This is a genomic window from Pseudomonas sp. MWU13-3659 (assembly GCF_023757525.1).
In the GTDB taxonomy this organism is placed as follows: domain Bacteria; phylum Pseudomonadota; class Gammaproteobacteria; order Pseudomonadales; family Pseudomonadaceae; genus Aquipseudomonas; species Aquipseudomonas entomophila_E.
Genome location: NZ_JAMSHW010000001.1, coordinates 322,087 through 337,682 on the forward strand (window position 1 = coordinate 322,087; position 15,596 = coordinate 337,682).

15 protein-coding genes and 1 riboswitch are annotated in these 15,596 nt (G+C 64.0%); of the genes, 11 read left to right on the plus strand and 4 right to left on the minus strand.

The annotated features are described in order from the left end of the window. The first annotated feature begins 130 nt into the window (after window positions 1-130). Both ligB and NGM28_RS01430 read left to right on the plus strand, forming a co-directional pair. The gene (gene ligB, locus NGM28_RS01425) at window positions 131-1,804 is read left to right on the plus strand and encodes an NAD-dependent DNA ligase LigB (protein WP_502943813.1); all 1,674 of its coding nucleotides are present in this window, start codon (window positions 131-133) and stop codon (window positions 1,802-1,804) included. A 60-nt stretch (window positions 1,805-1,864) separates the two neighbouring features. Next, a complete protein-coding gene (locus tag NGM28_RS01430) occupies window positions 1,865-2,260 on the plus strand; it encodes a DUF1090 domain-containing protein (RefSeq protein ID WP_240066974.1) in 396 nt (131 codons plus the stop codon). Window positions 2,261-2,388: 128 nt separating this feature from the next. Here the strand turns inward: NGM28_RS01430 and NGM28_RS01435 are convergent, their stop codons facing one another. After that, window positions 2,389-2,835, minus strand: a complete 447-nt coding sequence (locus NGM28_RS01435; RefSeq protein WP_252088465.1) for a c-type cytochrome — start codon at window positions 2,833-2,835, stop codon at window positions 2,389-2,391. A 119-nt stretch (window positions 2,836-2,954) separates the two neighbouring features. Between NGM28_RS01435 and mltA the strand changes: the two genes are divergently transcribed. Continuing rightward, window positions 2,955-4,106, plus strand: a complete 1,152-nt coding sequence (mltA, locus tag NGM28_RS01440; protein ID WP_252088466.1) for a murein transglycosylase A — start codon at window positions 2,955-2,957, stop codon at window positions 4,104-4,106. Between the two features lie 75 nt (window positions 4,107-4,181). Here the strand turns inward: mltA and NGM28_RS01445 are convergent, their stop codons facing one another. Together NGM28_RS01445 and NGM28_RS01450 are read right to left on the minus strand one after the other, a co-directional pair. Beyond that, window positions 4,182-4,568 (minus strand): MAPEG family protein, encoded by a 387-nt coding sequence (locus NGM28_RS01445; RefSeq protein WP_213658600.1) that lies wholly within the window; start codon window positions 4,566-4,568, stop codon window positions 4,182-4,184. 30 nt (window positions 4,569-4,598) lie between these two features. Beyond that, complete coding sequence (locus tag NGM28_RS01450) at window positions 4,599-5,432, minus strand: EamA family transporter (protein WP_252088467.1); 834 nt, start codon at window positions 5,430-5,432, stop codon at window positions 4,599-4,601. Between the two features lie 204 nt (window positions 5,433-5,636). Between NGM28_RS01450 and NGM28_RS01455 the strand changes: the two genes are divergently transcribed. Next, window positions 5,637-6,875: a cation:proton antiporter gene (locus NGM28_RS01455; RefSeq protein ID WP_240066978.1), complete on the plus strand. Its 1,239-nt coding sequence runs from the start codon at window positions 5,637-5,639 to the stop codon at window positions 6,873-6,875. Between the two features lie 109 nt (window positions 6,876-6,984). Here the strand turns inward: NGM28_RS01455 and NGM28_RS01460 are convergent, their stop codons facing one another. Further along, window positions 6,985-7,386 (minus strand): acyl-CoA thioesterase, encoded by a 402-nt coding sequence (locus tag NGM28_RS01460; protein WP_050707228.1) that lies wholly within the window; start codon window positions 7,384-7,386, stop codon window positions 6,985-6,987. A 337-nt stretch (window positions 7,387-7,723) separates the two neighbouring features. Here NGM28_RS01460 and NGM28_RS01465 point away from each other — a divergent pair, with 337 nt between their 5' ends. The 7 genes from NGM28_RS01465 to rhlE2 all read left to right on the plus strand — a co-directional run bounded on the left by NGM28_RS01465 (window position 7,724) and on the right by rhlE2 (window position 15,595). Continuing rightward, window positions 7,724-8,230, plus strand: a complete 507-nt coding sequence (locus tag NGM28_RS01465; protein WP_240066979.1) for an inclusion body family protein — start codon at window positions 7,724-7,726, stop codon at window positions 8,228-8,230. Between the two features lie 85 nt (window positions 8,231-8,315). Beyond that, window positions 8,316-8,828 carry a hypothetical protein gene (locus tag NGM28_RS01470; protein ID WP_240066980.1) on the plus strand — a complete coding sequence of 171 codons (513 nt, stop codon included), beginning with the start codon at window positions 8,316-8,318 and terminating at the stop codon, window positions 8,826-8,828. Between the two features lie 98 nt (window positions 8,829-8,926). Next, window positions 8,927-9,022: riboswitch (S-adenosyl-L-homocysteine riboswitch) on the plus strand. A 21-nt stretch (window positions 9,023-9,043) separates the two neighbouring features. Continuing rightward, window positions 9,044-10,453 carry an adenosylhomocysteinase gene (gene ahcY, locus NGM28_RS01475; RefSeq protein ID WP_252088468.1) on the plus strand — a complete coding sequence of 470 codons (1,410 nt, stop codon included), beginning with the start codon at window positions 9,044-9,046 and terminating at the stop codon, window positions 10,451-10,453. A 165-nt stretch (window positions 10,454-10,618) separates the two neighbouring features. Further along, complete coding sequence (metF, locus tag NGM28_RS01480) at window positions 10,619-11,464, plus strand: methylenetetrahydrofolate reductase [NAD(P)H] (RefSeq protein ID WP_240066982.1); 846 nt, start codon at window positions 10,619-10,621, stop codon at window positions 11,462-11,464. Between the two features lie 98 nt (window positions 11,465-11,562). Continuing rightward, window positions 11,563-12,633, plus strand: a complete 1,071-nt coding sequence (locus tag NGM28_RS01485) for a hypothetical protein (RefSeq protein ID WP_252088469.1) — start codon at window positions 11,563-11,565, stop codon at window positions 12,631-12,633. Window positions 12,634-12,670: 37 nt separating this feature from the next. Further along, window positions 12,671-13,471, plus strand: coding sequence for a substrate-binding periplasmic protein (locus NGM28_RS01490; protein WP_240066984.1), 801 nt, complete (start codon window positions 12,671-12,673; stop codon window positions 13,469-13,471). A gap of 222 nt (window positions 13,472-13,693) precedes the next feature. Beyond that, on the plus strand, window positions 13,694-15,595 hold the full coding sequence (gene rhlE2 / locus NGM28_RS01495) for an RNA helicase RhlE2 (protein WP_252088470.1): 1,902 nt from the start codon (window positions 13,694-13,696) through the stop codon (window positions 15,593-15,595). Window position 15,596 lies beyond the last annotated feature (1 nt).

Genomic DNA, 15,596 nt, shown 5'->3' on the forward strand with positions numbered 1-15,596 from the left:
TAAACGAAAGCCCCTGCCGAGCGATCGGCAGGGGCTTTTTCGTGAAATACCGGCTGACATTTCCCCGGCGCAGAATCCACCACCCCTGCCTAGGCTGAGCACTCCAAAGCGCCACGCAAGGAGGCTGGCCATGCTGCTGCGCCTGCTCATGCCATTGCTGTTCGTTCCTGGCCTGGCCCTGGCCGATCACGGGCCGTGTCCCGACTGGCCGGCACAGCGCGCCCGGGCCGAGGTCAGTCAACTGCTCAAGACCCTCGCCCACTGGGACGATCACTATCATCGCCAGGGCGTCGCGCTGGTGGCGGACGAACTCTACGACCAGAGCCGCCAACACCTTCGGCACCTGCAAGGCTGTTTCGACCTGGCGAGCAACGATGCTCCCCTGGCCAGCGCACGTGGCCAGGTCCCTCACCCGGTGCCGCACACCGGCGTCGACAAGCTGCGCGACGAGCCTGCGGTACAGCGCTGGCTTCAGGGCCGGCAGGGCGTGTGGATACAGCCCAAGGTCGATGGCGTGGCCGTGTCACTGGTGTACCAACAAGGCCATCTGACCCAGTTGCTCAGCCGAGGTGATGGCGTGCTGGGGCATGACTGGAGCCGACACATCCCCCGGCTGGGTCGTATCGTGCGGCAACTGCCGCAACCGCTGGACACCGTTTTCCAAGGCGAACTCTACTGGCGCCTCGCCGACCACGTGCAAGCCGAGGCGGGCAGCGCCAACGCGCGAGGCATCGTCGCCGGGTTGCTGGCACGCAAGCAACTGAGCGACGAGCAGGGCGCGGGCATCGGCCTGTTCGTCTGGGACTGGCCCTCGGGGCCAGACACCCAGGCTGAACGGTTGGTACAACTGACCGCCCTGGGCTTTGTCGACAGCCAGCGTTTCAGCGTCGCCATCGAGGGTTTCGACGCCGCGGCGCACTGGCGCCAGCACTGGTACCGGACCGCCCTGCCCTTTGCCACCGACGGCGTGATCCTGCGCCAGGACAGCCGACCACCGGCACAGCGCTGGAGAGCCCAGGCCCCTTACTGGATCGCCGCCTGGAAATACCCCTTCAGCCAGGCCCTGGCACAGGTTCGCGACGTTCGCTTTCGCATCGGCAGGACCGGGCGAATCACACCGCTTTTGCAACTGGAACCTCTTCAGTTGGATGACCGGCGGATCAGCCAGGTCAGCCTCGGTTCACTGGCCCGCTGGGCGCAACTGGACATCCGCTCGGGTGACCAGGTGGCGGTAAGCCTGGCGGGCTTGACCATCCCACGGGTGGAAAGCGTGGTACATCGCAGCCCGCTGCGCGCGGCAGTGGTCGCGCCCGATCCAGCGGACCATCACTTCCTGAGCTGCTGGCAGGCCAGCGCGGCCTGCCAGCAGCAGTTTCTCGCCCGCCTGGCCTGGCTGGGTGGCAACAAGGGGTTGGACATGGCCGGGGTCGGTTCCGGCGTCTGGCGCCAACTGGTCGAAAGCGGAAAGGTCACCACCTTGAGCGATTGGCTGGAGCTGACCCGGGAGGACCTGCTGGAAGTGCCGGGTATCGCCCAGACGCGAGCCGAACGCTTGCTACAGGCGTTTTCCCGTGGGCGCCGGCAACCTTTCGAACGTTGGCTGCGGGGCCTTGGCCTGCCGGCCCCAAGCCATTTCTCGCCAGGGGCCGACTGGTCCGCCCTGGCCTCCAGAAACATCGAGCAATGGCTTGCCGAACCGGGTGTCGGTGCCGGTCGCGCCGCGCAATTGCAGGCATTCCTCTCCCATGAGCAGGTGCAAGCCTTGGCCCAACGCCTGCGCGCCCATGAAATCGAGGGTTTCTAATTTCCTCGGATCAGGGCAGCATTTCGCTTTCCGTTGCCCAGCCTTCGAATGGAGTCCCTGATGAAACTGCTCTCGTCCATCGCACTGTCCGCCTTGCTCGGCCTGACTGCCCAGGCCGCGCTGGCCGCCGAGGAGCAACCCGCGTTGACCGGCTGCGCGGCCAAGCGCCAGGCCATCGGCGAGCAGATCGAACAGGCCCGTGCCCATGGCAACAGCGACCAGCAGGCCGGGCTGGAGAAAGCCCTCGCCGAAGTCACCGAACACTGCACCGATGCGGGCCTGCGCAAGGAGCGCGAACAGAAAGTGCTCGATGCCCGTCACGAAGTGAACCAGCGCACCAAGGACCTGGACAAGGCCATGAAGAAGGGCGACGCGGAGAAGATCAACAAGCGCAAGGACAAGCTCGCCGAAGCGAAGAAAGAACTGCAGGAAGCCGTGGATGAGCTGGAGCGCTAGCCCTCACACGATCACTGTAGGAGCGGCTTCAGCCGCGATCACCCGCGAAGCGGGTGCCGCACACCGTGCCGCCTGCATCGCGGCTAAAGCCGCTCCTACAGAGGACTCTGTTCCGCAGCCCCGATACTTCAATGATTGCGAAACTCGCTATGACAGGCCTTGCACGCCGCCTCGACCTTGTCCATCGGCGCCTTCATCTGCGCAACATCCAGCGGCTGGGTGCGGGTCACCTCGACCAGTTCGCCGGTAACACCCTCCAATTGGCGGGCAAGCTCCTGGAACCTGGCCTGACGCTCCCAGACTTCCGGCCGCGCGCTGCTGTCACCCTGGTCACGCACTTGCGGGAAATGCTGCCAGGGCTGATGGGACAGGCCATCGAGCTTCGCCGCACCGTCGGCGAACTTGGCGCCATCGAACGGCAAGCGGCCACGCAACATGCCGCCCATGTCTTCACTGGTCTTGAGCATCGCCTTGAAAATGGCCTTGCGCTGGCCCAACGGCGAGTTGGGGTCGACGCGGTCACAGGCACTCAGGGCAAGGGCGGCGAGCAGAACTACGGTCAATCGCTTGAACATCACGGTCACTTTGGCCTGGCAAAACGGGCGGCCAGTATCACCGCCTGTCGGGCAAAGACCAATAGCCACACAGAAAACAGGGGCGATTTTTCATCTTCGCCCGCATCAGGATCACATTCATGACATCTGTAATGCGCCATCTCATTTGGGCATTCCCGGCCTTGGCCCTCTTGGCCGGCTGCAATGGCGGCGAGAACGCCAAGCCCGAACCCCATGCCATTGCCACCTACACCAACGCCACCTGGCAAGACCTGCCCACGGTCAACGACAACGACCTGCTGGCCGGTTTCCAGGCCTGGCGCAATGGCTGCGAGAAACTCACCCGCGACCCGGTCTGGGCTGACACCTGCACGGCTGCCACCGGCGTCGCGGCAGACCCTGCCCAGGTACGCGCCTTCCTGCAGCAGAACCTGCAGGTCCACGGCCTGCGCTCGGCCGAGAACAATGCCAACGGCCTGATCACTGGCTACTACGAACCGGTCTACCCCGGCAGCCTGACACGCACCGAAGCTGCCCAGGTACCGGTGTATGGCGTCCCCGAAGACATGATCGTGGTCGACCTGGCAAGCGTGTACCCCGAGCTCAAGGGCAAACGCCTGCGCGGGCGCCTTGAAGGCCGCGTGCTCAAGCCCTACGACACCGCCGAGGTGATCAACCGCGAGGGCGCCAAGGCCCCCGTGCTGGCCTGGCTGACCGACCCGATGGACCTACAGTTCCTGCAGATCCAGGGCTCCGGCCGCGTCCAGCTGGAAAGCGGCCGGCAATTGCGTCTGGGCTACGCCGACCAGAACGGCCACCCCTATCGGCCGATCGGCCGCTGGCTGATCGAGCAGGGCCAGCTCAAGAAAGAGGACGTGAGCATGGGCGCCATCCACGCCTGGGCCCAGGCCAACCCGCAGCGCGTACCGGAACTGCTGGCCAGCAACCCCAGCTATGTGTTCTTCGGCACCCGCCCGGACAGCAACGAAGGCCCCCGCGGGTCGCTCAACGTGCCGTTGACCGCCGGCTACAGCGTGGCCATCGATCGCAAGGTGATTCCACTGGGCAGCCTGCTATGGCTCTCCACCACACGCCCCGACGGCTCGCCGGTGGTGCGCCCGGTGGGTGCGCAGGATACTGGTGGCGCCATTACCGGCGAGGTGCGTGCGGACCTGTTCTGGGGCACTGGGCCTGCGGCCGGCGAGCTAGCGGGCAACATGAAACAGCAGGGGCAGATCTGGATGCTCTGGCCCAAGGGCAAGCCGTTGCCAGACGTACCCAAAGTCCCCTGAATCGGCATGGCGGCCCCCCAGGGGCCCGCCGTACCTGTAGGAGCCGGCCTTGCCGGCGAAGAGGGCGACGCGGTGCTAGATCGATACCACGAAGAACGACACGATCAACGCCAGCCCGGCAAACCAGACCAGCGAGCGCAATGCCGCCCAGTCCGCCAGGTAGCAGATGATGTAAAGCAGCCGGCTGGTGATGTACAGCACCGCCAGCACATCCTGCGTCACCTGCTCGGCATTGCCGACGATATCGGCCACCAGCACCGCCGCGGCAAACGCCGGAAATGCTTCGTAGCCGTTCTGCTGCGCGGCATGGGCACGCCGCGGCAGGCCTGCCAGCTTGTCGAGGAACGCGCGCGGATCGTGATTGTCCTTCAGCCCGAAGCGGCCGCTGCTCACTTTGGCAATCAATGCACAAAGCGGTGGCAGGACCAACGCGATCAGGATGCACCACAGGGCTACGGTCATGCACAGGACTCCTTGTTCACAGGGATAGGTTCAGAGCTTCATCACCAGCATGCCTGCCAGCACCAGCCCGCAAGCTAGGAGTCTCGGCCCGCCAAAAGGTTCTTTGAGGTAACGCATGCCCAGCAGCACCACGAGGATCACGCTCAGCTCGCGCAACGCCGCCGCTTCGGCCACCGAGCCCAGGTGCATGGCCCACAGCACCAGAGCGTAGCTCAGCAGCACGCACAGCCCCACGGCCAGCCCCAGCCGCCACTGGGTGCGCCAGAACAGCGCGAACTGCGGGCGGCGGGCAACGCCGGCCAACAGCGGGAACGGCCAGGCACTGAGGAGGGTCAGCCATACCAGGTAGTCCATGGGCTTGCCCCACAGGCGCACGGCCTGGCCATCGAACCAGGTGTAGCAGCCAATGCACAGGCCGATCAGCGCCACCACCGGCAGCATCGACCAGGGCAGGCGATCACCGCCCCCGCCCTGCCACAGCAGGCAGGCCATGCCACACGGGATCAGCAGGATGCCGATGATCTGTTGCTGGCTGAGCGACTCGCCGGCAAAGGCCAGGGTCAGCCCCAGCACGACCAATGGCGACAGGCCACGCATCAGCGGATAGACCAGGCCGAGGTCACCCACTTTGTAGGCTTTTATCAACAGGTAGCGATACAGCTGTTCGGCGAGCGCCGAAGCCAGTAGCCAAGGCCAGATAGTGGCCGGTGGAAAGTCGACGAAAGCCACCGCCAGTACCGCGAAGACCAGCGCGACCAGGTCCATGCTGGCTATGACCAGCAGGCGTTCGGCGCTGAATTTGATCAGGGTGTTCCAGGTGGCGTGCAGCAGGGCCGCGACCAGTACCAGGGAGGTTGCCAACACGCCTTTGGATCCTTGGGGCCGATGAGAGGCGATCACTATATAGCGTGCCGGCTGGTTCGCCGGCAAGCCGGCTCCTACAGGGGGGGGCGGGACGAATTTGGTAATTCCGGTCATAGGGTGTGTCCCGAGCCCGCCGCCAGATCATCAAAGAACTGCCCGGGCACTTCGGGTAACGACTTGGAAGCCACTGTCACAGGATTCGGGATGCTTGAATTAGTTGCCGCGTTTATCTGCCTCACCACCCTCCTCACTTACGTGAACTACCGCTTCATCGGCCTGCCGCCGGCCATCGGCGTGATGGTCACCGCACTGCTGTTCTCCCTGCTGCTCCAGGGCCTGAGCCTGATCGGCTTCCCCGGCCTGGAAGAGCGCGTCGAAGGCTTGATGAACCAGATCGACTTCAATGATCTGCTGATGCACTGGATGCTGTCGTTCCTGCTGTTCGCCGGCGCCCTGCACGTCAACCTCGCCGACCTGCGCAGCTACCGCTGGCCGATCGGCCTGTTGGCCACGCTGGGCGTGCTGATCGCCACCGTGGTGATCGGCTACCTGGCGCACTGGGTGTTCGCCCTGTTCGGCTGGAACGTGCCGCTGATCTACTGCCTGCTGTTCGGCGCGCTGATCTCGCCGACCGACCCGATCGCCGTGCTGGGCGCCCTGCGTACCGCCAACGCCTCGAAACCGCTGAAGACCACCATCGTCGGTGAGTCGCTGTTCAACGACGGCACGGCGGTGGTGGTGTTCACCGTGCTGCTGGGCATCATCCAGCTGGGTGAAACCCCGAGCGTCGCCGAAACCGCCACCCTGTTTGCCCGCGAAGCCATCGGTGGCATTGTCTTCGGCGGCCTGATCGGCTATGCCACCTACCGCATGATCAAGAGCGTCGAGCAGTACCAGGTCGAGGTCATGCTGACCCTGGCACTGGTCATCGGTGGTTCGGCAATGTGTTACGAGCTGCATGTCTCGGCGCCGATCGCCATGGTCGTGGCCGGCCTGATCATCGGCAACCTGGGGCGCAACCTGGCGATGAACGATATGACCCGCCGCTACATGGACGGGTTCTGGGAGTTGATCGACGACATGCTCAACGCCCTGTTGTTCGCCCTGATCGGCCTGGAACTGTTGCTGCTGCCGTTCAATTGGCTGCACCTGGCGGCCGGTGGCGTGCTGGCAGTGGCGGTGCTGCTGTCGCGGCTGCTGACCGTGGCGCCGGCCATCGTCTTGCTACGCCGCTGGCGCAGCGTGCCCCAAGGCACTATTCGCGTGCTGACCTGGGGTGGCCTGCGCGGGGGTGTGTCGGTGGCCCTGGCGTTGTCGCTGCCGCAGGGCGATGAGCGCGACCTGCTGCTGTCGATCACCTACATCGTGGTGCTGTCGTCGATCCTGGTGCAGGGTTTGACGGTCGGGAAAGTGGTGCGCAAGGTGAGCCAACCGGCCGAATGACCCGCGGCGCAGGAACCGGCCTTGCCGGCGAACACCGGCATGGCCGGTGCCATGCACCGCGGTGCCTGGGGTTCGCCAGCAAGGCTGGCTCCTACCTTCCTTGCGGCGTTTACTCGACGGCACTGTCCGGGAACTGGTCCTGGATGTACTTGATCTCGGTGCGCCCGTGCGGTGCCGGCTGGCCATCCTCGCCCAGGTTGACGAAGACCATCTTGTCCACCGTCAGGATCGCCTTGCGGGTGATCTTGTTGCGCACTTCGCACTTGAGGGTGATGGAGGTGCGACCGAACTCGGTGGCGGTGATGCCCAGCTCGATGATGTCGCCCTGGCGCGAGGCACTGACGAAATTGATCTCGGAAATGTACTTGGTCACCACGCGCTGGTTGCCCAGCTGGACGATGGCGTAGATCGCCGCCTCTTCGTCGATCCAGCGCAGCAGGCTGCCGCCGAACAGCGTGCCGTTGGGGTTGAGGTCTTCGGGTTTTACCCATTTGCGGGTGTGAAAGTTCATCTGTACTCCTGGCCGGTGGCCTCATGAACGTCGAGTGGCGGGCGGCGGATCAGCCGGTCCAGCCACGCCCTACATGGTAGTCCCATTGACTTGCGTCAACCATGTCCACGCCCTACGACCATTGGTCAGTATCCGCAGGCCGCGGTTTGACACCCACCCCCACGGATCTAGCCTGATCCTGTGACCCGCAGGTCACTCCAAGTGGTCGGACAACCGGAACTTGGCATACGGCGCGGCTAGACCGGCATTCGCAGGAAGCGAGGCTCCGGGCAGTGCCAGTGGAGAGCGACTGAGGCTCACCATTGACCTACTCGAAATCAGTGAAAGGGAATCCACTATGTCCAGAATCATTGATGTCAGCATCAATTTCGATACCGAAACCATCCTCAAGAAGTTCCCCAACGCGAGCAAGGACCCGAACAAGCCCACGTTCATCCAGCCGGAACACATCTACATGGTCACCTACCAGGACAACGTCATCTCCGGCCAGGCCGGGGGTGAGCTGCACCTGAAGGGCCGGGTGGGCGATGTGGTCCGCTGGCGCGAGCAAAGCATCTCGTTCGGCTTCGAGCAGTCGGTGATCCTCTATGGGTTCGTATCGGACGATCCGAACCATCAACTGCTGGAGGATCCGCGCGCCCTCAAGGCCAAGGTGCAGACCGCCGTACCAAACGCCAACAACAAGACCGTGCCAACCTGCCAGGTCAACGAAAACTACTACTGGCGCGGCGACCTGCTCGCGCAAGGCAAGGTCACCTACCACTTCAAGTTCATGATCATCGACCGTGACTGCAAGTGCTGTGGCTACTTCGAATGGGATCCGTTCATCACCATCACCAACTGATCCACGCCGCGCACTGCCGAGCCTCGGGCCGGCGGTGCGCGCCTGTACCCGGCTCTATCGTTGGTGCTCAAGGAAGGAGCGCATCATGATTACGGAGAACGCCCCCCACCACTTGCTGCTGATCGTCGACACCCGGGGCCTGCTGGAGGCCTTCGCGCAACTCCCCGACGACCCCGGCGCACCCGCCGAACTCGATCCCCGGCACCTGTGCATCCTGCACACCCGCCCGACATCGGACGAAACCCTGCTTCTCGACTCGCCAGCACTGGACGTGGCGACCGGAGACACCCTGCTCCTCAAGGTGGTCCCGGTGGCGCTGCTCGGCGAAGAAATGCTGTTCAGCCACAGCCCCGCCAGCGAACCGCCGCTGGACATCGAGCTGGTCGAGCAACGCGACCTGCCCCTGGCGCTTCCCGATGACTCGGCCCCCCTGCAACCGGAAAGCCGCCTGGTCGATACTTATCACTGGCGTATCCAGTGCGACACACCGGGCGAGTTCGCGCTGAGCTGGCAGGTAATGGTACTGGCCCAGGGCTGCGACCCCATGGCCCACCTCACCTTGCGTCTTGCATTGCGGACCAACGGCCGCCCTCAGTGAGCCCGTCTGTGCTGTTTAGCCCTTGGGATGCATCGAAAGCCCCGCTATAATCGCCCGGCACTTTCGACGGTGGCCCCTGCGGCCGCCGTTCCCGCCACCCATCCGAGGGGCGCTGCAGCAGGTTCGTCCTGTCAGGCTCGGTTGGGGCGTTGTCCGCACAGCGGACGCTCAACGCACAACGGCGCCCATTCGCACACTACGAATGGAGGCTCTCAATGAGCGCTATAAACACGCCTGCTGGTTTTTCCGACTTCAAGGTCGCCGACATCTCCCTGGCCGACTGGGGCCGCAAGGAAGTCATCATCGCCGAATCGGAAATGCCCGCGCTGATGGGCCTGCGCCGCAAGTACCAAGCCGAGCAACCGCTCAAGGGCGCAAAGATCATCGGCTGCATCCACATGACCATCCAGACCGCCGTGCTGATCGAAACCCTCGTCGCCCTGGGCGCTGAAGTACGCTGGTCGTCCTGCAACATCTTCTCCACTCAAGACCAGGCCGCCGCCGCCATCGCCGCCGCCGGCATCCCGGTGTTCGCCTGGAAAGGCGAAACCGAGCAGGAATACGAGTGGTGCATCGAGCAGACCATCCTGAAGGATGGCCAGCCTTGGGACGCCAACATGGTCCTGGACGACGGTGGCGACCTGACCGAAATCCTGCACAAGAAATACCCGGCCATGCTGGAGAAGATCCACGGCGTGACCGAAGAGACCACCACCGGCGTGCACCGCCTGCTGGACATGCTGGCCAAAGGCGAGCTGAAAGTCCCGGCGATCAACGTCAACGACTCGGTCACAAAGAGCAAGAACGACAACAAGTACGGCTGCCGTCACAGCCTGAACGACGCCATCAAGCGCGGCACCGACCACCTGCTGTCGGGCAAGCAGGCCCTGGTGATCGGCTACGGTGACGTGGGCAAGGGTTCGGCCCAGTCCCTGCGCCAGGAAGGCATGATCGTCAAGGTCACCGAAGTCGACCCGATCTGCGCCATGCAAGCCTGCATGGACGGCTTCGAAGTCGTCTCGCCGTTCAAGGACGGTATCAACACCGGTACCGAAGCCGGCATCAACAAGGACCTGCTGGGCCGCATCGACCTGATCGTCACCACCACCGGTAACGTCAACGTCTGCGACGCCAACATGCTCAAGGCCCTGAAGAAGCGCGCCGTGGTCTGCAACATCGGCCACTTCGACAACGAGATCGACACCGCCTTCATGCGCAAGAACTGGGCGTGGGAAGAGGTCAAGCCACAGGTACACAAGATCCACCGCACCGGCGCCGGCACCTTCGACCCGCAGAACGACGACTACCTGATCCTGCTGGCCGAAGGCCGCCTGGTGAACCTCGGCAACGCCACCGGCCACCCGAGCCGCATCATGGACGGTTCGTTCGCCAACCAGGTCCTGGCACAGATCTTCCTGTTCGAGCAGAAGTTCGCCGAGCTGCCTGCCGCGAAGAAGGCCGAGCGCCTGACCGTGGAAGTGCTGCCGAAGAAGCTGGACGAAGAAGTGGCCCTGGAAATGGTCCGCGGCTTTGGTGGCGTGGTCACCCAACTGACCCCGCAACAGGCTGAGTACATCGGTGTGACCGTCGAAGGTCCGTTCAAGCCGGACGCCTACCGCTACTAAGCGGCAAGCTTGAAGCTGCAAGCGGCAAGATACGGCAGACCGTGCCGTTGCCGCTTGCGACTCAGCCTTGGAAGCTCTTGAATGTACCCAAGCCAGATCGGCCATCACCGGTCTGGCTTTTACTTGCAGCTTGTCGCTTGAAGCTTGCTGCTTGAGGAACGAGTGATGTCTCAGGAACGCCGCTACAGTTTCGAGTTCTTCCCCACCAAGACCGACGCCGGCCATGAAAAGCTGATGGGCGTCGCCCGCCAGCTGGCCAGCTACAACCCGGACTTCTTCTCCTGCACCTACGGTGCCGGTGGTTCGACCCGCGACCGCACGCTCAACACCGTGCTGCAGCTGGAGAGCGAAGTGAAGGTCCCCGCCGCCCCGCACCTGTCATGCGTGGGTGACAGCAAGGACGACTTGCGCGCCCTGCTCGCCGAATACAAAGCCGCCGGCATCAAGCGCATCGTCGCCCTGCGCGGCGACCTGCCCTCCGGCATGGGCATGGCCAGCGGCGAGCTGCGCTACGCCAGCGACCTGGTCGAGTTCATTCGCCAGGAAACCGGCAATCACTTCCACCTGGAAGTCGCTGCCTACCCGGAGATGCACCCCCAGGCACGCAACTTCGAAGTGGACCTGGCCAACTTTGCGCACAAGGTCAAGGCCGGCGCCGACAGCGCCATCACCCAGTACTTCTTCAACGCCGACAGCTACTTCTACTTCGTCGAGCGCGCGCAGAAGCTGGGCGTGGACATCCCGGTGGTGCCCGGCATCATGCCGATCACCAACTACAGCAAGCTGGCACGGTTCTCCGACGCCTGCGGCGCCGAGATCCCGCGCTGGATCCGCAAGCAGCTGGAAGCCTATGCCGACGACACCGCCAGCATCCAGGCCTTCGGTGAGGAAGTGATCACCCGCATGTGCGAGCAGTTGCTGCAAGGCGGCGCGCCTGGCCTGCACTTCTACACCCTCAACCAGGCCGAGCCGAGCCTGGCCATCTGGAACAACTTGAAGCTGCCGCGCTAAAGGTATTTCCCGGTAATAATTATTTCGAGCTATGAAGAAGGCTTTGGCTTAGGCTAAAGCCTTATTCACTTTCGCCTCGCAATAGGTTAGCGGCCAGCATGCAACACCCTCATAACACCACTCCTCAGCTCGTCTACCTGGCATTCGGTGCGGCCACCTACCACCAGGAGGCGTGCTTCAGCATTGTCAGCGCCCTGGCCCATCTGCAACCGGGCGAGACCATGGACTTTCAGGTCTACACCGACGACCCCGCGCCTTATGGCAAGCTGCCCGTGACCCTGCACCTGCTCGACGAGGCCACGCGAAACGCCTGGAACCAGCCCCACGGCTATCATTTCCGCAGCAAGCACGTGCTGCTGCGCCAGGTCCTCGAGCACCACCCGCTGGCCGTGCTCATCGACACCGACACGTTCTTCCGCACATCCCCCGTGCAGCTGTTTCGGCGAGTCGCCCCTGGCAGCCTGCTGTGCAACGCCATCGTCGGGCGTTATGGCGAGCACCCCGAGTGCCTGCTGTACAAGCACCTGCTGTCAACGCTTGAGGCCCGTGACCTGGCCGACCGCCAGATGCCGCTGCTCAACTCCGGTGTGATCGGCCTGGCAAAAGAAGACGCCTCGATACTGGATCACTCCATCGCCATGATGGACGAGTTCTACCTGCTCGCCCAAAAAGCCTACATCCTCGAGGAGTTCTGCCTGGCAGTAGCGGCCTACCGCACACTGCAGGTCAACACCTGCACCGATGTGATCCACCACTACTGGAGCCGCAAGGCCCAGTTCCGTGCCAAGATCCAGGCCTGGCTGCGCAAGCATGGTGACGCACCGCTGAGCGCCGCAGCGCTTGCCGATGTGCGCCTGGTCAATGACCAACTGCCTCGCCCTCCCAGGCTACAGCGCCTGGGCTACAAGGCTCTGAGCCTCACCTTGCCACACAGCCAGCGGCAGTTTGCCCGGGAGTTGCTGTACGGCTGCTATCCCTACGAGAACGAGTTCGACCGCGCCTGCGCGTCTGCCTGGTGGGACAAGGCCCTCGAGAACCTCCGCCAACGTCATGGCCAACTGGATGCGGCGCAATTGCGCCAATGCCTGCGCCAACCCGGGCTGCGCCTGGCGCTTGGCAAGCATCGGCAGGCCATAGAAACCCACCTGCTCCAGCAGCAACAGGCCTGATCGACATGCCGGGCACGTCACCACAGGGGCACCGACCTTGCCCCTGACACGCGCCCTGCTCTCACTCCTGCGTCCTGCTTGTCTTCTACTGCTCCTATGCCTGAGCCCCCAGGCACACAGTGAGCGGCTGCGTATCGTCAGTGATGACTGGGCGCCTTACCTCTACCAGGACAATGCCCAGGCCAAAGGCATCGACTACGAAGTCACCAACGAGGTATTCAAACGCCTGGGTGTCGAGGTGGAGTGGGAATTCCTGCCCTGGAAGCGCTGCATGGCGATGATCCAGCAAGGGCTGGCTGACGGCGTGATGGATACTTTTCGGGTCGAATCGCGTCAGGGCTTCCTGATCTATCCGGACGAGCCCATGTCGGATGTCGAGTTCATCCTGTATCAGGCCCGCGCCCGGCGCCACACCATCGAACGCCCTGAAGACCTGGCCGGCCTGACCGTGGGGACCTCACCGGGCTACAACTATGGTGATGCCTTCGACAATTCAGCGTTGTTTCGCCGCGAGTCGGCCCCGACCCAGGAAGCCAATTTCGGCAAGCTGGCGCTGGGGCGCATCGACCTGCTGGTGACCGATCGCCGGGTCGGTCGCTTCCTGAGCCGGCAACTCGGCATGGAGCAGACGGTCGAGGCCCTGCCCATGGTGATCAGCCGTCGCCAGCAGTACCTGGGGCTGGCGCGCAAACCGGGCCGGGAGCAGCTGGCCAAGGCCTTTTCAGATGAACTGCGGCGCTTCAAGCAGGAGCCCGCCTACGCCGCCATTGCCTTGCGGTATGACAACCTGGATAACTTTCCTGTCACCGTTGAGCAGCAGGAACGCAGCACGCGCTGATTGCTCTGTTATACTCGGGCCTTCCCGCCAGGCTCACGCCCGGACGCTCGGCCTCACCACGGGCATCCCAAACGACGGCAGCGCATGAAAGATGCCCGCCAACCGTTCCCCGGATACACCGTGACAGCCCAGCTGGACCGGACGCGATCGCATCCCTCCGATGCCCGTCGCGCCAGGCAGAACACCCCATCGGGCCCAGCCCCCACGAGAACAGGATTGCCCATGTCCTTTGCTTCCCTCGGTCTCTCCGAGGCTCTTGTCCGCGCTATCGAGGCTGCGGGCTATACCCAGCCCACTCCGGTGCAACAGCGGGCCATTCCCGCCGTGTTGCAAGGCCGCGACCTGATGGTTGCCGCCCAGACAGGTACTGGTAAAACCGGCGGCTTCGCGCTTCCGATTCTCGAGCGCCTGTTCCCAGGTGGCCACCCCGACAAGTCGCAACGCCATGGCCCGCGCCAGCCGCGCGTGCTGGTGCTCACGCCAACCCGCGAGCTGGCAGCCCAGGTGCACGACAGCTTCAAGGTCTATGCCCGCGACCTGAATTTCATCAGTGCCTGCATCTTCGGCGGCGTTGGCATGAACCCTCAGGTCCAAGCCATGGCCAAGGGCGTCGACGTGCTGGTCGCCTGCCCTGGCCGCCTGCTCGACCTGGCCGGCCAAGGCAGCGTTGACCTCTCCCGCGTCGAGATCCTGGTCCTGGACGAAGCCGACCGCATGCTCGACATGGGCTTCATCCACGATGTGAAGAAAGTGCTCGCGCGGCTGCCGGCCAAGCGCCAGAACCTGCTGTTCTCGGCCACCTTCTCCAAAGACATCACCGACCTGGCCGACAAGCTGCTGCACAACCCCGAGCGTATCGAGGTCACGCCGCCGAACACCACGGTCGAGCGTATCGAGCAGCGCGTCTATCGCCTGCCAGCCAGCCACAAGCGCGCACTGCTGGCGCACCTGATCACCCTGGGTGCCTGGGAACAGGTGCTGGTGTTCACTCGCACCAAGCATGGCGCCAATCGCCTGGCCGAGTATCTGGAAAAGCACGGCCTGACCGCCGCTGCGATCCACGGCAACAAGAGCCAGAACGCCCGCACCAAGGCCCTGGCCGACTTCAAGGCCAACACCGTGCGTGTGCTGGTCGCCACCGACATCGCCGCCCGCGGCCTGGACATCGACCAGCTGCCCCACGTGGTCAACTTCGAACTGCCCAACGTCGAGGAAGACTATGTACACCGCATTGGCCGCACCGGCCGTGCCGGTCGCTCGGGCGAGGCCATCTCGATGGTCGCGCCGGACGAAGAGAAGCTGCTCAAGAGCATCGAGCGCGTCACCAAGCAGAAGATCCCCGATGGTGACCTGATGGGCTTCGATGCATCGACCGTCGAGGCGGAGAAGCCGGAAGTCCGCGAGCGCCAGCAGAACAATGGCCGCGGTGGCCGCAACCAGCAACCTCGCGGCGAAGGCGGCAAGGAAGGCAGTGGCGGGCGCAAGGACAAGGGCAAGGACAAAGGCAAGCAAAAGCCTGCCGCTGAAAAACAGGCCGACAAGGAAAAGTCCGGCGACAAGCAACAGCAAGGCCAGCAACGCAAGCCGCGTGACAAGAAGCCGCGCCAGCAGCAAACCGGCCAAGGCCAGAAACCCGCCCAGTCGGCACCGGCCGACCGTGATCCGGAAGAGTTCCTGGACGACGATGTCGACAACTTCGGTAACCGCGCCGATTACGTCAGCCCCTACCAGAACGCCAAGAACCAGGGCCGCAACCGCCGTCCGGGCGGTAGTGCCGGTCAAGCCCAGGGCTCCGGCCAGCGTAGCGGCGGTGGCCAGGGTCAGGGTCAAGGCCGTGGCAACGGCCAGCAACGTCAGGGCCAGAACCAGGGTTCCGGCGAAAAACGTGCCCGCAATGGTGGCGGTAGCGGCGGTGCTCGTCGTGACAACAATGGTGGCCGCAACCGTCGCGACGACACCGCGCGCCAGGAACCGGCCGTGCGTAACCCGCGCGAGCCGCAGAGCGCGCCAGTGATCATTCGCAAGGAATCCAAGCTCGACCGTTATCCGACACCCGAGCAATTGGACGACCTGCCAAGCCGTCCACGGGGTGAGCGTCCGGCTCTGCTGACCCGCAAGGGTTGAG